Origin of the sequence: Winogradskyella sp. 3972H.M.0a.05 (genome assembly GCF_040493455.1) — a bacterium.
Lineage (GTDB): Bacteria > Bacteroidota > Bacteroidia > Flavobacteriales > Flavobacteriaceae > Microcosmobacter.
In genome coordinates this window covers 43,638-59,548 of record NZ_JANFDA010000008.1, presented here as the reverse complement: position 1 = coordinate 59,548, position 15,911 = coordinate 43,638, and the positions used below count along the sequence as shown (strand labels likewise).

At 35.9% G+C, this 15,911-nt stretch carries 14 protein-coding genes; 5 read left to right on the top strand and 9 right to left on the bottom strand.

The window, feature by feature from the left end; all coding sequences use genetic code 11:
- Positions 1-2 precede the first annotated feature (2 nt).
- The gene (locus NCE97_RS14275; RefSeq protein WP_353779960.1) at positions 3-1,568 is read left to right on the top strand and encodes an FMN-binding glutamate synthase family protein; all 1,566 of its coding nucleotides are present in this window, start codon (positions 3-5) and stop codon (positions 1,566-1,568) included.
- A gap of 45 nt (positions 1,569-1,613) precedes the next feature.
- Entirely contained in the window at positions 1,614-2,135 is a 522-nt protein-coding gene (locus tag NCE97_RS14270) for a DUF7935 family protein (protein ID WP_353779959.1), read from the top strand.
- A gap of 5 nt (positions 2,136-2,140) precedes the next feature.
- Here the strand turns inward: NCE97_RS14270 and NCE97_RS14265 are convergent, their stop codons facing one another.
- From NCE97_RS14265 to aroC, 7 genes are all read right to left on the bottom strand, one after another.
- Entirely contained in the window at positions 2,141-3,301 is a 1,161-nt protein-coding gene (locus NCE97_RS14265) for a peptidase MATCAP family protein (RefSeq protein ID WP_353779958.1), read from the bottom strand.
- Complete coding sequence (locus NCE97_RS14260; protein WP_353779957.1) at positions 3,302-4,132, bottom strand: N-formylglutamate amidohydrolase; 831 nt, start codon at positions 4,130-4,132, stop codon at positions 3,302-3,304.
- 12 nt (positions 4,133-4,144) lie between these two features.
- Positions 4,145-5,287 (bottom strand): sulfurtransferase, encoded by a 1,143-nt coding sequence (locus NCE97_RS14255; protein WP_353779956.1) that lies wholly within the window; start codon positions 5,285-5,287, stop codon positions 4,145-4,147.
- A gap of 34 nt (positions 5,288-5,321) precedes the next feature.
- On the bottom strand, positions 5,322-6,359 hold the full coding sequence (gene gshB, locus NCE97_RS14250; protein WP_353779955.1) for a glutathione synthase: 1,038 nt from the start codon (positions 6,357-6,359) through the stop codon (positions 5,322-5,324).
- Positions 6,360-6,425: 66 nt separating this feature from the next.
- Positions 6,426-7,751 carry a dicarboxylate/amino acid:cation symporter gene (locus tag NCE97_RS14245; RefSeq protein ID WP_353779954.1) on the bottom strand — a complete coding sequence of 442 codons (1,326 nt, stop codon included), beginning with the start codon at positions 7,749-7,751 and terminating at the stop codon, positions 6,426-6,428.
- A 7-nt stretch (positions 7,752-7,758) separates the two neighbouring features.
- Entirely contained in the window at positions 7,759-9,936 is a 2,178-nt protein-coding gene (locus NCE97_RS14240; protein ID WP_353779953.1) for a S9 family peptidase, read from the bottom strand.
- A 62-nt stretch (positions 9,937-9,998) separates the two neighbouring features.
- Positions 9,999-11,063 carry a chorismate synthase gene (gene aroC, locus NCE97_RS14235; protein ID WP_353779952.1) on the bottom strand — a complete coding sequence of 355 codons (1,065 nt, stop codon included), beginning with the start codon at positions 11,061-11,063 and terminating at the stop codon, positions 9,999-10,001.
- Between the two features lie 184 nt (positions 11,064-11,247).
- Here aroC and NCE97_RS14230 point away from each other — a divergent pair, with 184 nt between their 5' ends.
- On the top strand, positions 11,248-12,096 hold the full coding sequence (locus NCE97_RS14230) for a UDP-2,3-diacylglucosamine diphosphatase (protein WP_353779951.1): 849 nt from the start codon (positions 11,248-11,250) through the stop codon (positions 12,094-12,096).
- Between the two features lie 6 nt (positions 12,097-12,102).
- Here NCE97_RS14230 and NCE97_RS14225 read toward each other — a convergent pair whose 3' ends face one another.
- Positions 12,103-13,497 (bottom strand): FAD-binding oxidoreductase, encoded by a 1,395-nt coding sequence (locus NCE97_RS14225; RefSeq protein WP_353779950.1) that lies wholly within the window; start codon positions 13,495-13,497, stop codon positions 12,103-12,105.
- 159 nt (positions 13,498-13,656) lie between these two features.
- On the opposite strand from NCE97_RS14225, the gene NCE97_RS14220 reads away from it, so the two are divergent.
- The gene (locus NCE97_RS14220) at positions 13,657-14,145 is read left to right on the top strand and encodes a hypothetical protein (RefSeq protein WP_353779949.1); all 489 of its coding nucleotides are present in this window, start codon (positions 13,657-13,659) and stop codon (positions 14,143-14,145) included.
- Position 14,146: 1 nt separating this feature from the next.
- Here the strand turns inward: NCE97_RS14220 and NCE97_RS14215 are convergent, their stop codons facing one another.
- Positions 14,147-15,169 (bottom strand): threonine aldolase family protein, encoded by a 1,023-nt coding sequence (locus NCE97_RS14215; RefSeq protein ID WP_353779948.1) that lies wholly within the window; start codon positions 15,167-15,169, stop codon positions 14,147-14,149.
- 116 nt (positions 15,170-15,285) lie between these two features.
- Here NCE97_RS14215 and NCE97_RS14210 point away from each other — a divergent pair, with 116 nt between their 5' ends.
- Positions 15,286-15,909: a DUF8692 domain-containing protein gene (locus tag NCE97_RS14210; protein ID WP_353779947.1), complete on the top strand. Its 624-nt coding sequence runs from the start codon at positions 15,286-15,288 to the stop codon at positions 15,907-15,909.
- Positions 15,910-15,911: the final 2 nt, after the last annotated feature.

Below are 15,911 nucleotides of genomic sequence, written 5' to 3'. Positions count from 1 at the left end.
TAATGGATGCAGTACTAGATGTTTTAGGCCAAATATCCTGGTGGATGTGGATACTTATAGCTTTAGCTATTTTGGCGCTAAGAGATGTTATACAGAGAAAGCACACTATAACGCACAACTTCCCTATTATTGGACATATCAGATATTTATTTGAGAGTATTGGTCCAGAGATACGACAATATTTTGTTGCCAATAACCGAGAGGAATTGCCTTTCAATAGAATTGAACGTGGTTGGATATATGCTTCAGCTAAGAAAGAAAACAATTACGAAGGGTTTGGTACAGATAGAGATATCTATGCGCATCAGCATATTTTTATCAATAATGCTATGATGCCTTATCAAATTGGGAAAGCGCATCCAAACACTAAGGACATGTCTTTTCTACCTTGTGCTAAGGTTATTGGTGATTATAATAAGCGACGTCGACCATATAGACCTGCATCTGTGATTAATATTTCTGCTATGAGTTTTGGCTCTTTATCTGCAAAAGCAGTAGAATCACTCAATAAAGGCGTGCATATGGCAGACGCTTATCACAATACAGGAGAAGGTGGTTTGTCGCCGTATCACAGCTATGGTGGCGATGTTGTATTTCATTTTGGAACTGGATACTTTGGTGTGAGAGCTGATGATGGCGGATTTTCTATGGAAAAAATGAAGGCATTAGTAAAAGAGAATCCATTTATAAGAGCTATTGAAGTGAAACTATCACAAGGTGCAAAACCCGGAAAAGGTGGTGTCTTACCTGGAAAGAAAATTACTCCAGAAATTGCTAAAATACGTGGTGTTGAAGTTGGTAAAGATGTGCTCTCTCCTCCTAACCATAAGGCGTTTTCTAACGTTCCTGAATTGGTTGATTTTATTGAAGCTATTGCAGAAGAAACTGGGCTACCTGTCGGAATTAAAGCTGCAATAGGAAAACTAGATCAATGGCAAGAGCTAGCCGACATCATGCTAAAAACGAATAAAGGCCCAGATTTCATAACTGTTGATGGTGGTGAAGGTGGAACCGGAGCTGCTCCTCCAAGCTTTGCCGACCATGTGTCCTTGCCTTGGGTGTATGGTTTTAGTGATTTGTATAAGTTATTTCAAAATAAAGGACTTGCTGATCGTGTTGTTTGGATTGGTAGTGGGAAGTTAGGTTTCCCAGCTAAAGCAGCTATGGCCTTTGCCATGGGAGCAGATTGTATCAATGTGGCTCGTGAAGCAATGCTCAGTATTGGCTGTATTCAGGCGCAGATATGTCATACAAACAGATGCCCAAGTGGTGTAGCAACTCAGAGCAAATGGTTACAGAATGGTATTGATCCTACATTAAAATCTGTGCGTTTGGCGCAATATTTTAAGACATTCAAAAAAGAGCTTTTAGAGATTACTCATGCTGCTGGTTATGAACATCCATGTCAGTTTACAATGAAAGATGTCGAAGTCAATGTTGATGATCATAACTTATCCAAAGAATTGGCTAGAACCTACATGTATAATAAGTCTAAGGTACCTTTTGAGTCTATGCAAACGTTATACGATTGTCAACATCTTGGCGGAAAAACAAAAGTTGTACAATAAGTAAAAACAATTTAAGTTTGTTTACTAAGAACTAATACTACTTATATGGATGCTGCAAAAATAGCTGAACTCTTTTTTTATGCGATACCTGCTTTGATAACTGGTGGAATCGCGTACTATTTCTTCAAAGAACATATTCAAAATGAATTCAATAGAAGACGCTTCATGTTACAACGCGATATGCAAAAAGAAGCGTTACCATTGAGGCTTCAGGCCTATGAACGTATGGCGTTATTTTTAGAGCGAATTACTCCTGCCAAGCTATTAATAAGAGTTAAGCCAAACTCCTCTAATAAAGATGATTATGAAGCATTACTTATAGCAACAATAGAGCAAGAACTTGATCATAATATTTCGCAACAAATTTATGTAAGTGATGAATGTTGGAGTATTATTAATGCTGCTAAGAACGCAACAATACAACTTATTAGAAAAGCCAGTTTATTAGAAAAAACTACTACATCTGATAAACTCAGAGAAATTGTTCTTACAGAAATGATGGAAAAGCAACCACCAAGTAATGCAGCGCTTTCTTTTATTAAAAAGGAAGTAAGCGAGATTTGGTAAGCTATTTATTTCAATCCTTTAAGAATAAATTCTAAATCTTTATTAGAATTATCATTGACTTCATAGGAATCCGTGAAGAATTTTGGACCTATCGCCAATCCTAAATCCTGAAGTTTTTTGATTGTATCCATATATTCCATAGACACTTTACCTGTAAGTAATATGCCTAGATCATTGCCTTCTTGAGCATATTTGAATACTTTTTTCAAACCAGAAAGATACAGACGATCTTTTGTAAAGCCTCCTCCTCTATGTGCTCTTAAGGTAATTGAAAATGCTTTGTCTCTATTGAGTTTATATTGGTTATGCAATAAATCAAACGTATCAGCAAACGTGTAGCCTTTACTCAAACTATCTGAAGCTAATGTTCTAAATGATAACTCTTTTAAGCGTTTCAATGTAAGGCAACCAGACATATACTCAGAATAAACTGCTAGTCCTTCTTGAGTTTCTACATTATTGGGTAATCCATTTGAAAATACTTTTAATGGCTGACTTAAACCATTGAACGTAGTTACCATATGTACACCAACCTCGTGGTTAGTCAAAACTTCCAATTGGTTTTTACTGAACTTATGATTTTTGCGCAATACAAGAGTCTGTGTATTATTCAACACCATTGCTGCTGCCGAAATATTTGTAGAAAACTTAATCTTATACTTGAAATCGTATCGTTTTGAATAGTCTTCAAAATATGCCTTAGCTTCTTCCACATTGTACATAGGTAACATATCTTCATCGAAGTCTTCATCATCGAATCGAAGAATAAACTTGGCGTTGTCTATGTCTTTTTCAGGAGGTGTACCAAAACTCTTTAAGCTGTTGTAATAGAATTTCCTTCCTTGACCTATGGTCTCAATACATTCTATTAAACTAGAATATTCATAAATAATATCTTCATACAATTGCCTAATATCTTCATCTTCGATACGCTCTAAGCGTTGCGAAAAAAATAAACGATGAAGCTTATAACCATTAAAGTTTATTTTGGGATACTTGAACTTTGGTTCATAATTGTATTTTGCTGAGAAAAATTGTTTTTTCTCATGCTCTATATTCAGAGGATTTATATAGCGTAAAAGTTCAATATTTTTGACTAATCGGTTAAGATTGGCATCTATGTCGAATAAGTTTTGATATTCATCAGTAGCGGTAATCTGCGGCATTTATCTCTGGTGTGTTTTATAAAAATTATAAGCGTGTTCTGGTAATTTGTATCTAAGCTGATGCTCAACTGCAGCAACTACTTCTGGGTAATTAACCTGTTGAAGTTCATCACAGTACACTTTTGCGATTTCAGTTGCCAAAACTAATGTATTTTTAAAATTATTGGTAATAAACTTCAAGAAATAGCCATTACCCTGAAATGTGTCGTTTACTTTAGATGTTGATTTAATATTGTGAGGGAATTCAATTTCAGATAAACTTGCTCTCCAAGCTTCAACTTCTCTTCCAAAGCGGTCATTATCTATATTAGACGTACCAAGGTTCCATGTTGGTACTTCTCTATCCCAGCGCTTCCAGTTATAACTGTGCATATCATAGACTACACAGACACCAAATTTTTCTTCTAGTTTAGCGATGAGCGCCTGCACAACTTTATAAAAATTGGAATGTTTATCTAGACTCTTTTGCTTCATATCTTCAGATAAAGGCTCGTGCCATAATTGTTTTCCCCATGCCGTGTCAAAAACAGCATTTTCTGGATCACGATTAAGATCATACTCAAAACGCGAATCTAATCCTGCTATAACGATAGGATGAGATATGACCATATTTTTGGTTTCTGGATCTTCCTCGTACCAGCGTTCATATTCTGTATGAATGCAATTATCCCATAACTCTTGCCTAAATTGATGACCATCGTGTACTGCTCCGCAAACATAATGGACGTAAGTATCTATCTTTAGCGTAAATGAATAATCTTCTGAAACTGCATGGAATGTTTCTTCTGCATTTATTTTTGAAATGATTTCATCGACGGTTAATCTTATCATCTGTTCTTTGTCTTAGTTGAGTAATTTCTTGAAAGTATTTAGCATATAGCGCTCCATAACGTCATAATCACCATCTGAAAAGAATAATACTTTTATATCAGCTAGTAATAGTGAAATATCTTCTTTTGAATAGTTATGCTCTTCAATACCTTTTAATATTTTTTGAATGCTTTGATAGTCATTGTCATTATCGAACTCATCATGAATCTTTTGAAACGTTTGCATATCGACTTTAGAGATAATGACATTCCGTTCGTGATTATCTTCAATAAGATCTGAATGCGATGCATACAATAAAATGTAAGCTATTAGTTCGTCTCTTGTCCAATGATTATCATTCATTTGCTTGTCTGTTAAGGTTCCATATTCGGTCCAAGACCCATCATAAACTGTTAGGCTTTCAAAATTACATTCTGTTGCCGCTAACGCTAATATGCAGGCTGTAATTCCAGAACCACAACTGAATACTAGTGTGGATTCTCCTGTAACTAATTTACTAAAGATTTCGGATAGTTCTTTAGTGGATTTCAAACAATAACCATCTAATAGTTCTGTATAGGGTAAATTCTTTGAATTGGTTATCGTACCACTTCTAAGTCCTTCCCTTGGTTCAGGGACTTCGCAATTAAATCGTGCTTTAGAACGTGCATCTAAAATTAATGAATTCGGGCTTTCTATGAAACTCTGTAAGCCTTCAAAATCAGTAATCAAACTAGGATTCAATTCCGCATCAAAATTTCCATAATCATACACTTCAACAGTATAGGATGTTGTGTTAAATCCTTTTAGCTGCCACTGCGGTAGACCACCATCTAAAACGGCTACATTTTCAAAACCAAAACATTTGAACAGCCACCAAGCTCTAGGACTGGAGTAAATGCCTTTATCGTCATAAACAATTATGGCCGAATCCTTATTAATCCTTAGCTTTCTAGCCTCATCTTGAAATTGTTCCTTATTTGGAAAAGTATTGGGAAATTGAGCAGAAACATCACTAAATTTTTGCTTAATACTAAAAAATCTAGCTTTTGGAATTCTTATGCCATCGCCAGATTTTTTACTTATTGTCGCATCTAATACCACAAGGTTTGAAGCATCTAAATGCTGATGTAACCATTCAACTGAAACAATTGATGTATTCAGAGTTATGCTCATTTTACAATAATTCTGTTACTGAACACACAACTAGTTAAGCATCTTCTACTGTTTTACGTAAACGTGCTCTTCTATCAAATGCTTGAAGTTTATCTATTACTTTGCTCTCAAGGAAATCGATAACCTTCTCTTCTACTTTTATTTTTGGTTTATAGACTTTATTAATGTAGGTGATTCCTCCTGGAGACATGACATTGACTTCTACCAGCTTTCCACCGATAACGTCAATACCAACAAAGTATAATCCATCACTTACTAGTTTTGGCCCTATTTGCTTGCACAAGGCTTTTTCAGCTTTAGTTAGACTGTGCTTTTGTACACTTCCTCCAGCAGTAACATTAGATCTATGGTCATCCTTTCCTGGAACACGTTTCATTGCTCCAACCGGTTCTCCATTGAGAAGTAGTATTCTAACGTCTCCTTCATCTGCACCTTCAATATAGTCTTGGAGAATCACATAGTTTGAAGTACCATCACTACTAGTGATATAAAAATCTAACAACGAGTTAATGTTGCTCATCGCAGATTTTTCTATGAGAATAACTCCAGAGCCTCCAAAACCATTTAGAGGTTTTAGAATCATCTTATCGGCTTTGGATTCCCTAATTTGCCTGATTAAATAATCTTTATTCTTTGACACATGAGTGTTAGGAATAATGTTACTATGTGCATCTCCAAAAGCGGCTGTATAGAGCTTATTGTTAGCTTCTCGCATACCTTGAAGTGAATTCACGATAAAGACATCATCCTTTACTGAATCTAAGAAATTTAGCATTATAGGGTCTAGAGGCGGATTGGCTCTAAAGAAAATAGCGTCGAAACCAGCAAGCGGAAGCATCTCTTCACGAAGCTCCGCTTTTTTATAAAATGCCTTTAATGAACCTGGCACTTTATCCATTCTACTAATAACAGTGCAGAATGCACTAGTGACACTATCTCTAATTGTTAGATTAGCTGGAGTACACATGGCTACACCATGTCCTCGTTTTGCACATTCTTTAATCAATGCTAAACTTGTATCGTTTTCAGCATCGATTTGTTCCCAAGGATACATTATAAAACATACATTCATATCGCTGAGTTTTGGTTGGATTTCTATTAAATTAAATGTACTAACTTTTTGATAAAAAACTAAAACTTATTTTACTTCATCGAGATGGTCATCCCATTCTTTAGGTTTTGGCTCGCCTAACTTACCTACTGACTTAGCAACAAGCATAGATACTGTAGCATCTCCAGTGACATTGATAACTGTTCTACACATGTCTAATGGCCTGTCTACAGCAAATATTAATGCTAAACCAATGGCTAACTTATCTCCTGGGAAACCAACTGCTTCTAGAACAATCACTAACATTACCATTCCGGCTCCTGGTACTGCTGCACTACCTATTGAGGCCAGCAATGCTGTTAATACGATTGTCAACTGATCTGCAAAGGTTAAATCGAACCCTAAAGCTTGCGCAATAAATACAGCTGCAACAGCTTGATACAAGCTCGTACCATCCATGTTTATCGTTGCTCCTACTGGCAATACAAAACTAGATACTTCTTTATCCACGCCAATATGTTCTTCTACGCGCTCCATAGTAACTGGTAATGTTGCTGCACTACTACTCGTTGAGAATGCCAACAACTGCGCAGGACTTATTTGTTTTAAGAACCAAAACGGATTCTTTTTGGTTATTGTTCCTACAACTATTACGTAAAATACGACCATTAATAGCAAACCTATTATTACTACAACCGCATAATATAAAAGTGCATATAGTAAATCTGGATCTCCTGAGGATACAACTACGCTTGCCAACAATGCAAACACTGCATAAGGTGCAAACAACATAATTAGATCTACCATTTTGAGCACCACTTCATTAAGGGAGTCAAAAAAGTCTTTTAGTGGTTTAGCTTTTTTCTCGCCAATTAGCAGCATTGAAATCCCTAAAAAGATTGCAAAGAAAATAACTTGCAACATCAACTTATTATTACTCAATGCTGAAAACGCATTATCTGGAACCATGTCTACAATAAACTGAAGCGGACCACTTTCCTTCTGTCTTGTTGCTTCAAAAATTTTGCCCTGGACACTACTATCATTTGCATAGGTTTCAGTAAGCTTAGCTATGGTCTCATCGGAAACGCCATCACCAGGTTGTAGTACATTTACTAGAAGTAAACCAATAGTAATAGCCACAACAGTAGTAACAATGTAGATTCCTATTGTTCTTACACCAATATTGGCAAACTTAGAAATATCCTTAAGATCTGAAATTCCTTTGATGAGTGATGCTAATATTAAAGGAATGGCAATTAGCTTAAGTAGCTTTACAAATACTGTTCCTGCCCATTTTATCCATCTGGATACAAACTCAGGGCCTTCATCCATTTGTAGCATTATAAAGCCAAATACTACACCGAGTAGCATTCCTATTAATATCTTCCAGTGTAATGCGAGTTTTTTCATGTAGAATTTACTTTTGTATACCTTCTAAGTCTAATAAAAAGGCATAAGTTAACGCTGTGCTTCTATTTCTTTTGAATCGTCCTGATGCACCTCCGTGACCAGTCTCCATATTACAATCCATTATTAAAAGATTGTCATCTGTTTTTAATTCTCTTAGTTTAGCAACCCATTTTGCAGGTTCCCAATATTGTACTTGGCTATCCCAGTATCCTGTGGTTACTAAAGTGTTTGGATAATCTTTAGCCTCTACATTATCATATGGTGAGTAAGATAACATATAATCGTAATAGGTTTTATCTTTTGGATTTCCCCATTCATCAAATTCAAAAGTTGTCAATGGAATTGACTCATCCCACATTGTAGAGATTATATCTACAAAAGGTACAGCAGCAACTACACCATTCCATAATTCAGGTTCCATATTCATTATTGCTCCCATTAATAATCCTCCTGCTGATCCTCCATACGCATATAAATGATCGCTACTTGTTTGACCTTCTTTAATCAAATGCTTGGCAACATCAATAAAATCTGTGAATGTATTTTTCTTTTTTAAGAGCTTTCCATTTTCGTACCAATGATATCCCATCTCCTGTCCACCTCTAATATGAGCAAGAGCGTAAACAAATCCACGATCTAGTAGACTCAATCTTGCACTACTAAACGTAGGTTCTCTACTACTACCGTAACTACCATATGCATAAAGCAATGTTGGTGTATTTTCATCTATTGTTGTCCCCTTTTTATATACTAAGGATACTGGTACTTCTGCTCCATCTCGTGCAGTAACAAACATACGTTTACTCTCGTAATTATTTGCATCAAAACCACCAAGTACTTCCTGCTGCTTTAATAGTACTTGTTCTTTGGTCTTCATATTAAAATCATATGTCGATCCAGGAGTTGTTAGTGATGTGTAGTAGTAGCGGAATATATTTGTGTTAAAATCCCTGTTAGTGCTCATGTATGCTACATAAGCAGGGTCATTAAATTCTATATAATAATCGCTTTCGTTATCCCAACTTTTCACTCTTAGTGTGCGCAATCCGTCTTTTCGTTCTCCTAAAACCAAAAAGTTTTCAAATAGCATGAAGCTTTGAAAAAGCACATCATTACGATGTGGTATAACATCTTCCCAGTTGTCTTTAGTAGTCTTTTGAACAGGAGTTTTTACTAGCTTGAAGTTTTGTGCATCAAGGTTAGTACGAATGTAGAAATGCGGCCCAAAATGATCAACAAAATATTCTAGGTTTCGCTCTCTTGGTTGTATTACTTGCCAAGTTCCATTGGGTGTATTTGCATTTAAGTAACGTACTTCAGTAGAAACCGTTTGGGAGCTATTGATAAAGATATATTCGTTAGATTTTGATTTAAAAATATAACAGTTAAATGTATCGTCTTTTTCTTCGTAAACCAACTCATCATCTGACTGTGAAGTTCCTAAAACATGCTTGTAAATTTTATTGTTTCTTAATGTGATAGGGTCTTTTGCGATATAAAAAACGGTCTTATTATCATTTGCCCAAACCATACTACCAGACGTATTGTCTATTTTATCTTCTAATAATTTGTCTGTCTTTAAGTCTTTAAAATAAATAGTGTAACGTCGTCTAGAAATTGTGTCTACTGCATAAGCCAGAAGTTCATTATTGATGCTTATGTCTGAGCCTCCAAGACCAAAGTATGATTTACCTTTGGCTAACTCTGGACCATTAATATAGACTTCCTCGCTATCGTTTCCAATTTTTTTTCTGCAATACAACGCATAATCTTCACCTTCTTCAAAACGGTTGTAATAGGTATAGCCATTATCATTATATGGTGTAGATTCATCATCTTTCTTTATGCGCCCAACAATTTCATTATACAGTGTTTCCTGAAGCGAGTCCGTATGCTGCATCACTTCTTTTAGGTACTTATTTTCAGAATTCAAATACTCTATGACATCTTGCGTTTGAGCATCTGGTTCTTCTGCATTTTTCTGCTCATCACTCAATCGCATCCAAAAATAATTATCTATACGTGTATTATCATGCTCACGAAGTGTATCTGGTACTTTCTTAGCCTTCGGTTGTTCTACAGAAAGATAAGACATGTTCTTTCCTGCATCTTCTTTTTTCTCTTCTTTACAATTCACAAGAGTTAAGCAAATTGCAATAAGAAGCAGAGCTTTTGTTTTTTTCATGCTATTATTTATTAGAGGTTATTTCTATTTGATATTATTTAAAACTAACGAGATTGTATAAACTACAATCTACTTACTTTATCCAACAACATATAATCCGCCAATACCAAAGCTGCCATAGCTTCTACAATCGGTACTGCTCTAGGTACTACACAAGGATCGTGTCTGCCTTTACCTTGCATGTCGACAATATTTCCAGAACTATCTAATGCTTTTTGTTCTTGAATAATTGTAGCTACAGGTTTAAAAGCAACTCTAAAATAAATATCCATGCCATTGCTTATACCACCTTGTATACCTCCTGAAAGGTTGGTCTTGGTAGTTCCATCTTCGTTAAATAGATCATTGTGTTCACTGCCTTTCATCTTGGCTCCACAAAAACCGCTGCCATATTCAAAACCTTTTACTGCATTGATTGATAGCATTGCTTTTCCTAACTCGGCATGAAGTTTATCAAAAACAGGTTCACCTAATCCTAAAGGGACATTCTTTAACACACACGTCACAGTACCTCCAATAGTATCACCTTGCTTTCTAATCTCTTTAATCTTAGCAATCATTGTTTCTGCCGTAGTTTCATCTGGGCAACGCACAGCGTTAGCTTCAATTTTAGAAAAATCTAAATCCTGATAAGGCTTGTCAATAAAAATGTCACCTACTGAAGAGGTAAATGCATTTATAGACACTGAGCGCAAAAGCTGCTTAGCTATAGCTCCAGCAACAACACGGCAGGCAGTTTCTCTTGCAGAACTACGCCCTCCTCCTCTATAATCTCGTATACCATACTTTTTTTCGTAGGTATAATCTGCATGACTTGGACGATAGACATCTTTGATGTGTGAATAATCTCTTGATTTCTGATTTGTATTGTGAATTATAAACCCGATCGGAGTTCCTGTTGTAGTCTCTTCAAAAATACCTGAATAAAACTCAACGGTATCAGGTTCTTTACGTTGTGTTACAATTTCGGATTGTCCAGGTTTACGTCTATTCAATTCATTTTGAATAGCTTCTAAATCTAATTTCAATCCCGCAGGACATCCATCTATCACACCTCCAATTGCTGGTCCGTGAGATTCTCCGAAGGTGGATAACTTAAATAATTTTCCAAAGGTATTTCCTGCCATTCAAGCTATTTTTTGCTAATGTAATTGTATTCTAAGAGAAACAAAAATTGTAACTCATCATTATGAGCAGAATTATTGAAAAGAGGTAACAATTACTTAACAATATGCTAAGGGTTAATTAATTGAGGCATAAACTTTAGATAATATAGGTGTGAGTAATTTGTATGCTATAAAATTTGCCATTTTGAAGCTAAAACGGAAAGTAGAAATTGCAGTAATCTCTGATGTACATTTAGGAACTTATGGATGCCATGCTAAACAATTATTAACGTATTTAAATAGCATTGAACCCAAGAAGTTAATCCTAAACGGCGATATTATTGACATCTGGCAATTTAGCAAGCGTTACTTCCCAAAATCACATTTGCGCGTCATCAAGAAAATTATTGACATGGCTTCTGATGGTACAGAAGTAATTTATGTTACTGGCAATCATGACGAAATGCTTAGAAAGTTTAGCGATACTACTATTGGTAAAATGTCTATCGTTGATAAAGTAGTTTTAAAGCTAGACGGAAAAAAAGCATGGATTTTTCATGGTGATGTCTTTGATATTTCTATTCAGAATGCAAAATGGTTAGCTAAGCTTGGTGGTTATGGTTATGATTTGTTGATTCTACTAAATCGCATTGTGAATTGGTGCCTAGAACGCATGGGTAAAGAAAAATACTCTTTATCCAAAAAGATCAAGAACAGTGTCAAAGGTGCAATAAAGTATATTAACGATTTTGAAACTGTTGCTTCCGATTTGGCCATAGAAAATGGTTATGATTATGTGATTTGCGGTCATATTCATCAACCGAAGATGGAGATAAAGCAAAATAGGCATGGTAAGACGACTTACCTAAATTCTGGTGATTGGGTTGAAAACCTTACAGCTTTAGAATACCAGTTTAAACGATGGAAGATTTACAATTATAATTCTGATAAACTGTCACCTTTCTTCGCAGATGAAGACATTAAGGATATGGAAGTTAAAGATCTTATTGCTGCAATCACGATTGTAGAAAAGCCTATCAAAAAGTCTAAATAGTTTTATCTAACCCGTTACATCCAACACCTTACCACGGTTCAAAATGTTTTTGGGATCTAAAGTTCTTTTGATTTGTTTCATCAGTTCGATCTCCTCCTCTGTTCTACACAAATTGAGATATTCCTTTTTATGAAGTCCTATACCATGCTCCGCAGAAACTGACCCTTTGATGGATTTAATAGGCTCATAAACAACATCGTTAATTTGCCTACGTAGCGTATCTTCTTCAGTCGTTTTTCCAATGATATAGTGGATGTTTCCATCACCAACATGCCCAAAAGGAAAAATATGTGTGACACCTTCAATCTTAGCAAGTTTTTCAGTAATGCTGCTAATAGTTTTTCCAATAACATTCACAGGAAGACTAATATCAAAATGTTGGTCATAATCACAATGAGCAACAAGCGCATCTACATTTTCTCTTATATGCCAAAACTTATTCAATTCTGACTGCGAATAAGCCATAACGGCATCCAGAATTAGTTCTTCATGTAATGCGCCTTCCAAAAGGTTTTCTAGGCGACTCTGGTCATGCTCTTGGTCACTGCCCAGTCCTTCTAGCAGTATGTAGTAATCATAGTCATAAGGCAAAGGAGTCCAATCGATAGAGGGATCTTTAGTAAGTGTTTTATAAGACTCATTCCAGATAAGTTCATAACTACTCAAAGTGCCAGCCATTCCCTGATCCATATAGCGCATAAAGCTCACAACTTTATCATACTCATTAATGCCAACAAAAGCACTCACTCTACTTTTTGGTAGTTCGACCAATTTTAATACAGCTTTGGTAACAACGCCTAGTGTCCCTTCGGATCCTATAAATAATTGCTTTAAATCATAAGCGGAATTATCTTTTATCACCTTCTTCAACGATGAAAGAATGGTCCCGTCTGCAAGCACGACTTCAAGGCCAAGCACAAGATTTCTGGTCATGCCATAACGAAGTACTTGCAATCCTCCTGCATTGGTAGAAATAGCACCTCCAATCTGAGCGGAACCCTTTGCACCATAATTCAAAGGGAATAATAACTGATTCTTTGTAGCTGCTTCCTGTACATGTTCCAGAATTACTCCAGCTTCAACAGTAATTGTTCTACTCTGTAGGTCTGGTTGCTCCATACTATTCATGCGTTCCATGGAAATGACAACCTCTTGTTCGTTGGTTTCTGTACTTCCAACCAAATTCGTTAAACCACCAAACACAGTTACTGGTTGATTTTCAGCATGGCAAATCTTCATTAGTTCTGCGACTTCGGATGTTGACTCAGGCAATAACATGGCTTTTGCCTGAAGTGGTTTATCCATTTGCCATATGTGATGATAACGCGACAGTAATGAATCTCCTGTTAAGCACTGTTCTGGCTTAATAACAGTTAAAAAAGAATCTATAATTGTACTCATAGTGATGCTTGAAACTTGCTGTTAATATCTTTGTTCATAGAATTTTGGCACAATTAGTGCGCTACAAAAATCATTGATATTTTTGTATATCTGCCAATTTTTAATTGAAATTGGCGTTTTTATTATTATAAATTGACTCACGAACTTAAAAACGAATTTATGAAAAGATTTTTTGTAACGGCAATTGCTTGCCTCGGATTTGCTGCATTTACAAATGCTCAAGACATTTCGGAAAATGCTATCGGTCTGCGACTTGGTGATAGCGATGGATTTGGTGCAGAGATTTCCTATCAACGTGCCTTAGGAGGAGATAATAATCGTCTAGAATTGGATTTAGGCTGGAGAAGCGGAAGTTCTTTTGATGGCTTTAAACTAACTGGTGTTTACCAATGGGTTTGGAATCTAGATGGTAATTTTAACTGGTATGCCGGAGCTGGTGGTGGTGTAGGAAGCTATAGCTTTGATAACTTACCTCCAGGTGCAGATGATAGTGAAACTTTCTTTTTCCTTGCAGGAAATGTAGGTATAGAATATAATTTTGATATTCCGTTGCAACTATCTCTAGATGCCAGACCAGAACTAGGTTTTGGTGATTTTAGAGATGATTTAGATTTTGATATTGCTCTTGGTATTCGATACCGATGGTAATTTAGATTTCAAGATCATTCAAAATATTCAAGACATGGTCATGCATTTCGGCAGTATAGTCTAAATGTGTGACCATTCTTAATTTTCCACCTCCCATTCCAATAAGCTTGATATTTTCATCTTCTAATTTTGAAACAAACTTTTCTTCACTGATATTATCATGCAGTTCAAAGATTACAATATTAGTCTCAACAGGAACTACAGACTTGATATAAGATTGTTGCTGTAGCACTTGCCCAAGTTCTGAAGCTCTTTTATGATCGTCTTTTAAGCGTTCAACGTTATTATCCAAAGCAAATAATCCTGCTGCAGCCAAATAACCTGCTTGCCTCATATTGCCTCCAAATACTTTACGATATCTTAAGGCATGAGTCATGATGTCCTCATCACCTATCAGCACTGAACCCACTGGGCAACCCAATCCTTTGCTCAAACAGACAGAAATCGTATCGAATATAGCGCCATAATCTTCTGGTTTAGTATTCGTTTCTACCAAAGCATTCCAAATACGCGCACCATCTAAGTGATATCCAAAACCGTGTTCATCACATACGGCACGAATGCGCTTTAGTTCGTCTAAATTCCAACACGCTCCTCCGCCTTTATTTGTAGTATTTTCAACTTCAACTAAAGTTGTTGGGCTGTAATAATAGGCATTAGGATTGATTGCTTCCATAACTTGTTCGGCAGTAAACATTCCCTTATCACCATCAATAAGCTTGCACGACGCGCCACTATTAAATGACACACCACCAGATTCATAATTATAGATATGAGCGTATTTGTCGCAAATGATTTGATCTCCTGGATTCGTATGTAGCTTTAATGCCGTTTGATTAGCCATTGTCCCAGATGGAAAAAACAATGCTTTAGGCTTTCCAAATAGCTTTGCAATGCGATGCTCTAAGGCTTTTACAGTATCATCTTCACCAAATACATCGTCGCCAACGCTAGCCGACATCATAGCCTCTAACATGGCTTTAGATGGTTTGGTAACCGTGTCGCTTCTTAAGTCTATTATCATGAAATTTTTAGTTGAAATAACAAAGGTGAAATCTACAAATAATTAGCGCAATGTTATTACTAATTAGTTGTTAAAAACAATTTTATTACCTTGAACATCTAATTAGCTATTTTTCAATGACCTCAAGGAAATACATAATCCCAGTTGTGTATATCTTAAGTTTCTTTATCCTACTTGCTGTGTATTTGGTAGGCGACTTATTGGATATTCCATACAAATCTATAACAGGCGATCCTGCTTATGCTACTAAATCCAATCCATTTACTGGTGTTATATCAAACATAGGGATCTTGCTATGGGCTACTACTGCTGCAGTCTGTTTATTTACAGGTCTTACATTACGCTACGTTAAGCAGTCTTCTAATGATTCGTCATTCTTAATTTCATCTGGGTTAATTACCCTAATGCTCCTACTAGATGACCTTTTTATGTTGCACGATTATGCCTTTACGAAGTATTTAAACATTAAACAGGTCGTTACTTATGCCTTCTATTTTGCAATAGTCGCATTGTATGGTCTAAGGTTTTGGAAAACTATAAAGAAGAATTCTTATGTGCTTCTCGCTATGGCTTTTGCGTTCTTTGGTACTTCTGTGTTTTGTGATTTATTCTTTGCGGAACGTAATATCGAATACTTTTGGGAAGATTCTCTGAAGTTCTTAGGAATCATTAGTTGGTCTTTATACTTCCTGAAACGATCTTCAAAAGCGATGAAAATGCGTCTGGTAAAAGCTAATTAGTC

Excerpts from the sequence above, each read along its gene's own strand:
- NCE97_RS14275 (WP_353779960.1), top strand. The coding sequence starts at position 3 with ATGGATGCAGTACTAGATGTTTTAGGCCAAATATCCTGGTGGATGTGG.
- NCE97_RS14270 (WP_353779959.1), top strand. The coding sequence starts at position 1,614 with ATGGATGCTGCAAAAATAGCTGAACTCTTTTTTTATGCGATACCTGCT.
- NCE97_RS14265 (WP_353779958.1), bottom strand. The coding sequence starts at position 3,301 with ATGCCGCAGATTACCGCTACTGATGAATATCAAAACTTATTCGACATA.
- NCE97_RS14260 (WP_353779957.1), bottom strand. The coding sequence starts at position 4,132 with ATGATAAGATTAACCGTCGATGAAATCATTTCAAAAATAAATGCAGAA.
- NCE97_RS14255 (WP_353779956.1), bottom strand. The coding sequence starts at position 5,287 with ATGAGCATAACTCTGAATACATCAATTGTTTCAGTTGAATGGTTACAT.
- gshB (WP_353779955.1), bottom strand. The coding sequence starts at position 6,359 with ATGAATGTATGTTTTATAATGTATCCTTGGGAACAAATCGATGCTGAA.
- NCE97_RS14245 (WP_353779954.1), bottom strand. The coding sequence starts at position 7,751 with ATGAAAAAACTCGCATTACACTGGAAGATATTAATAGGAATGCTACTC.
- NCE97_RS14240 (WP_353779953.1), bottom strand. The coding sequence starts at position 9,936 with ATGAAAAAAACAAAAGCTCTGCTTCTTATTGCAATTTGCTTAACTCTT.
- aroC (WP_353779952.1), bottom strand. The coding sequence starts at position 11,063 with ATGGCAGGAAATACCTTTGGAAAATTATTTAAGTTATCCACCTTCGGA.
- NCE97_RS14225 (WP_353779950.1), bottom strand. The coding sequence starts at position 13,497 with ATGAGTACAATTATAGATTCTTTTTTAACTGTTATTAAGCCAGAACAG.
- NCE97_RS14220 (WP_353779949.1), top strand. The coding sequence starts at position 13,657 with ATGAAAAGATTTTTTGTAACGGCAATTGCTTGCCTCGGATTTGCTGCA.
- NCE97_RS14215 (WP_353779948.1), bottom strand. The coding sequence starts at position 15,169 with ATGATAATAGACTTAAGAAGCGACACGGTTACCAAACCATCTAAAGCC.
- NCE97_RS14210 (WP_353779947.1), top strand. The coding sequence starts at position 15,286 with ATGACCTCAAGGAAATACATAATCCCAGTTGTGTATATCTTAAGTTTC.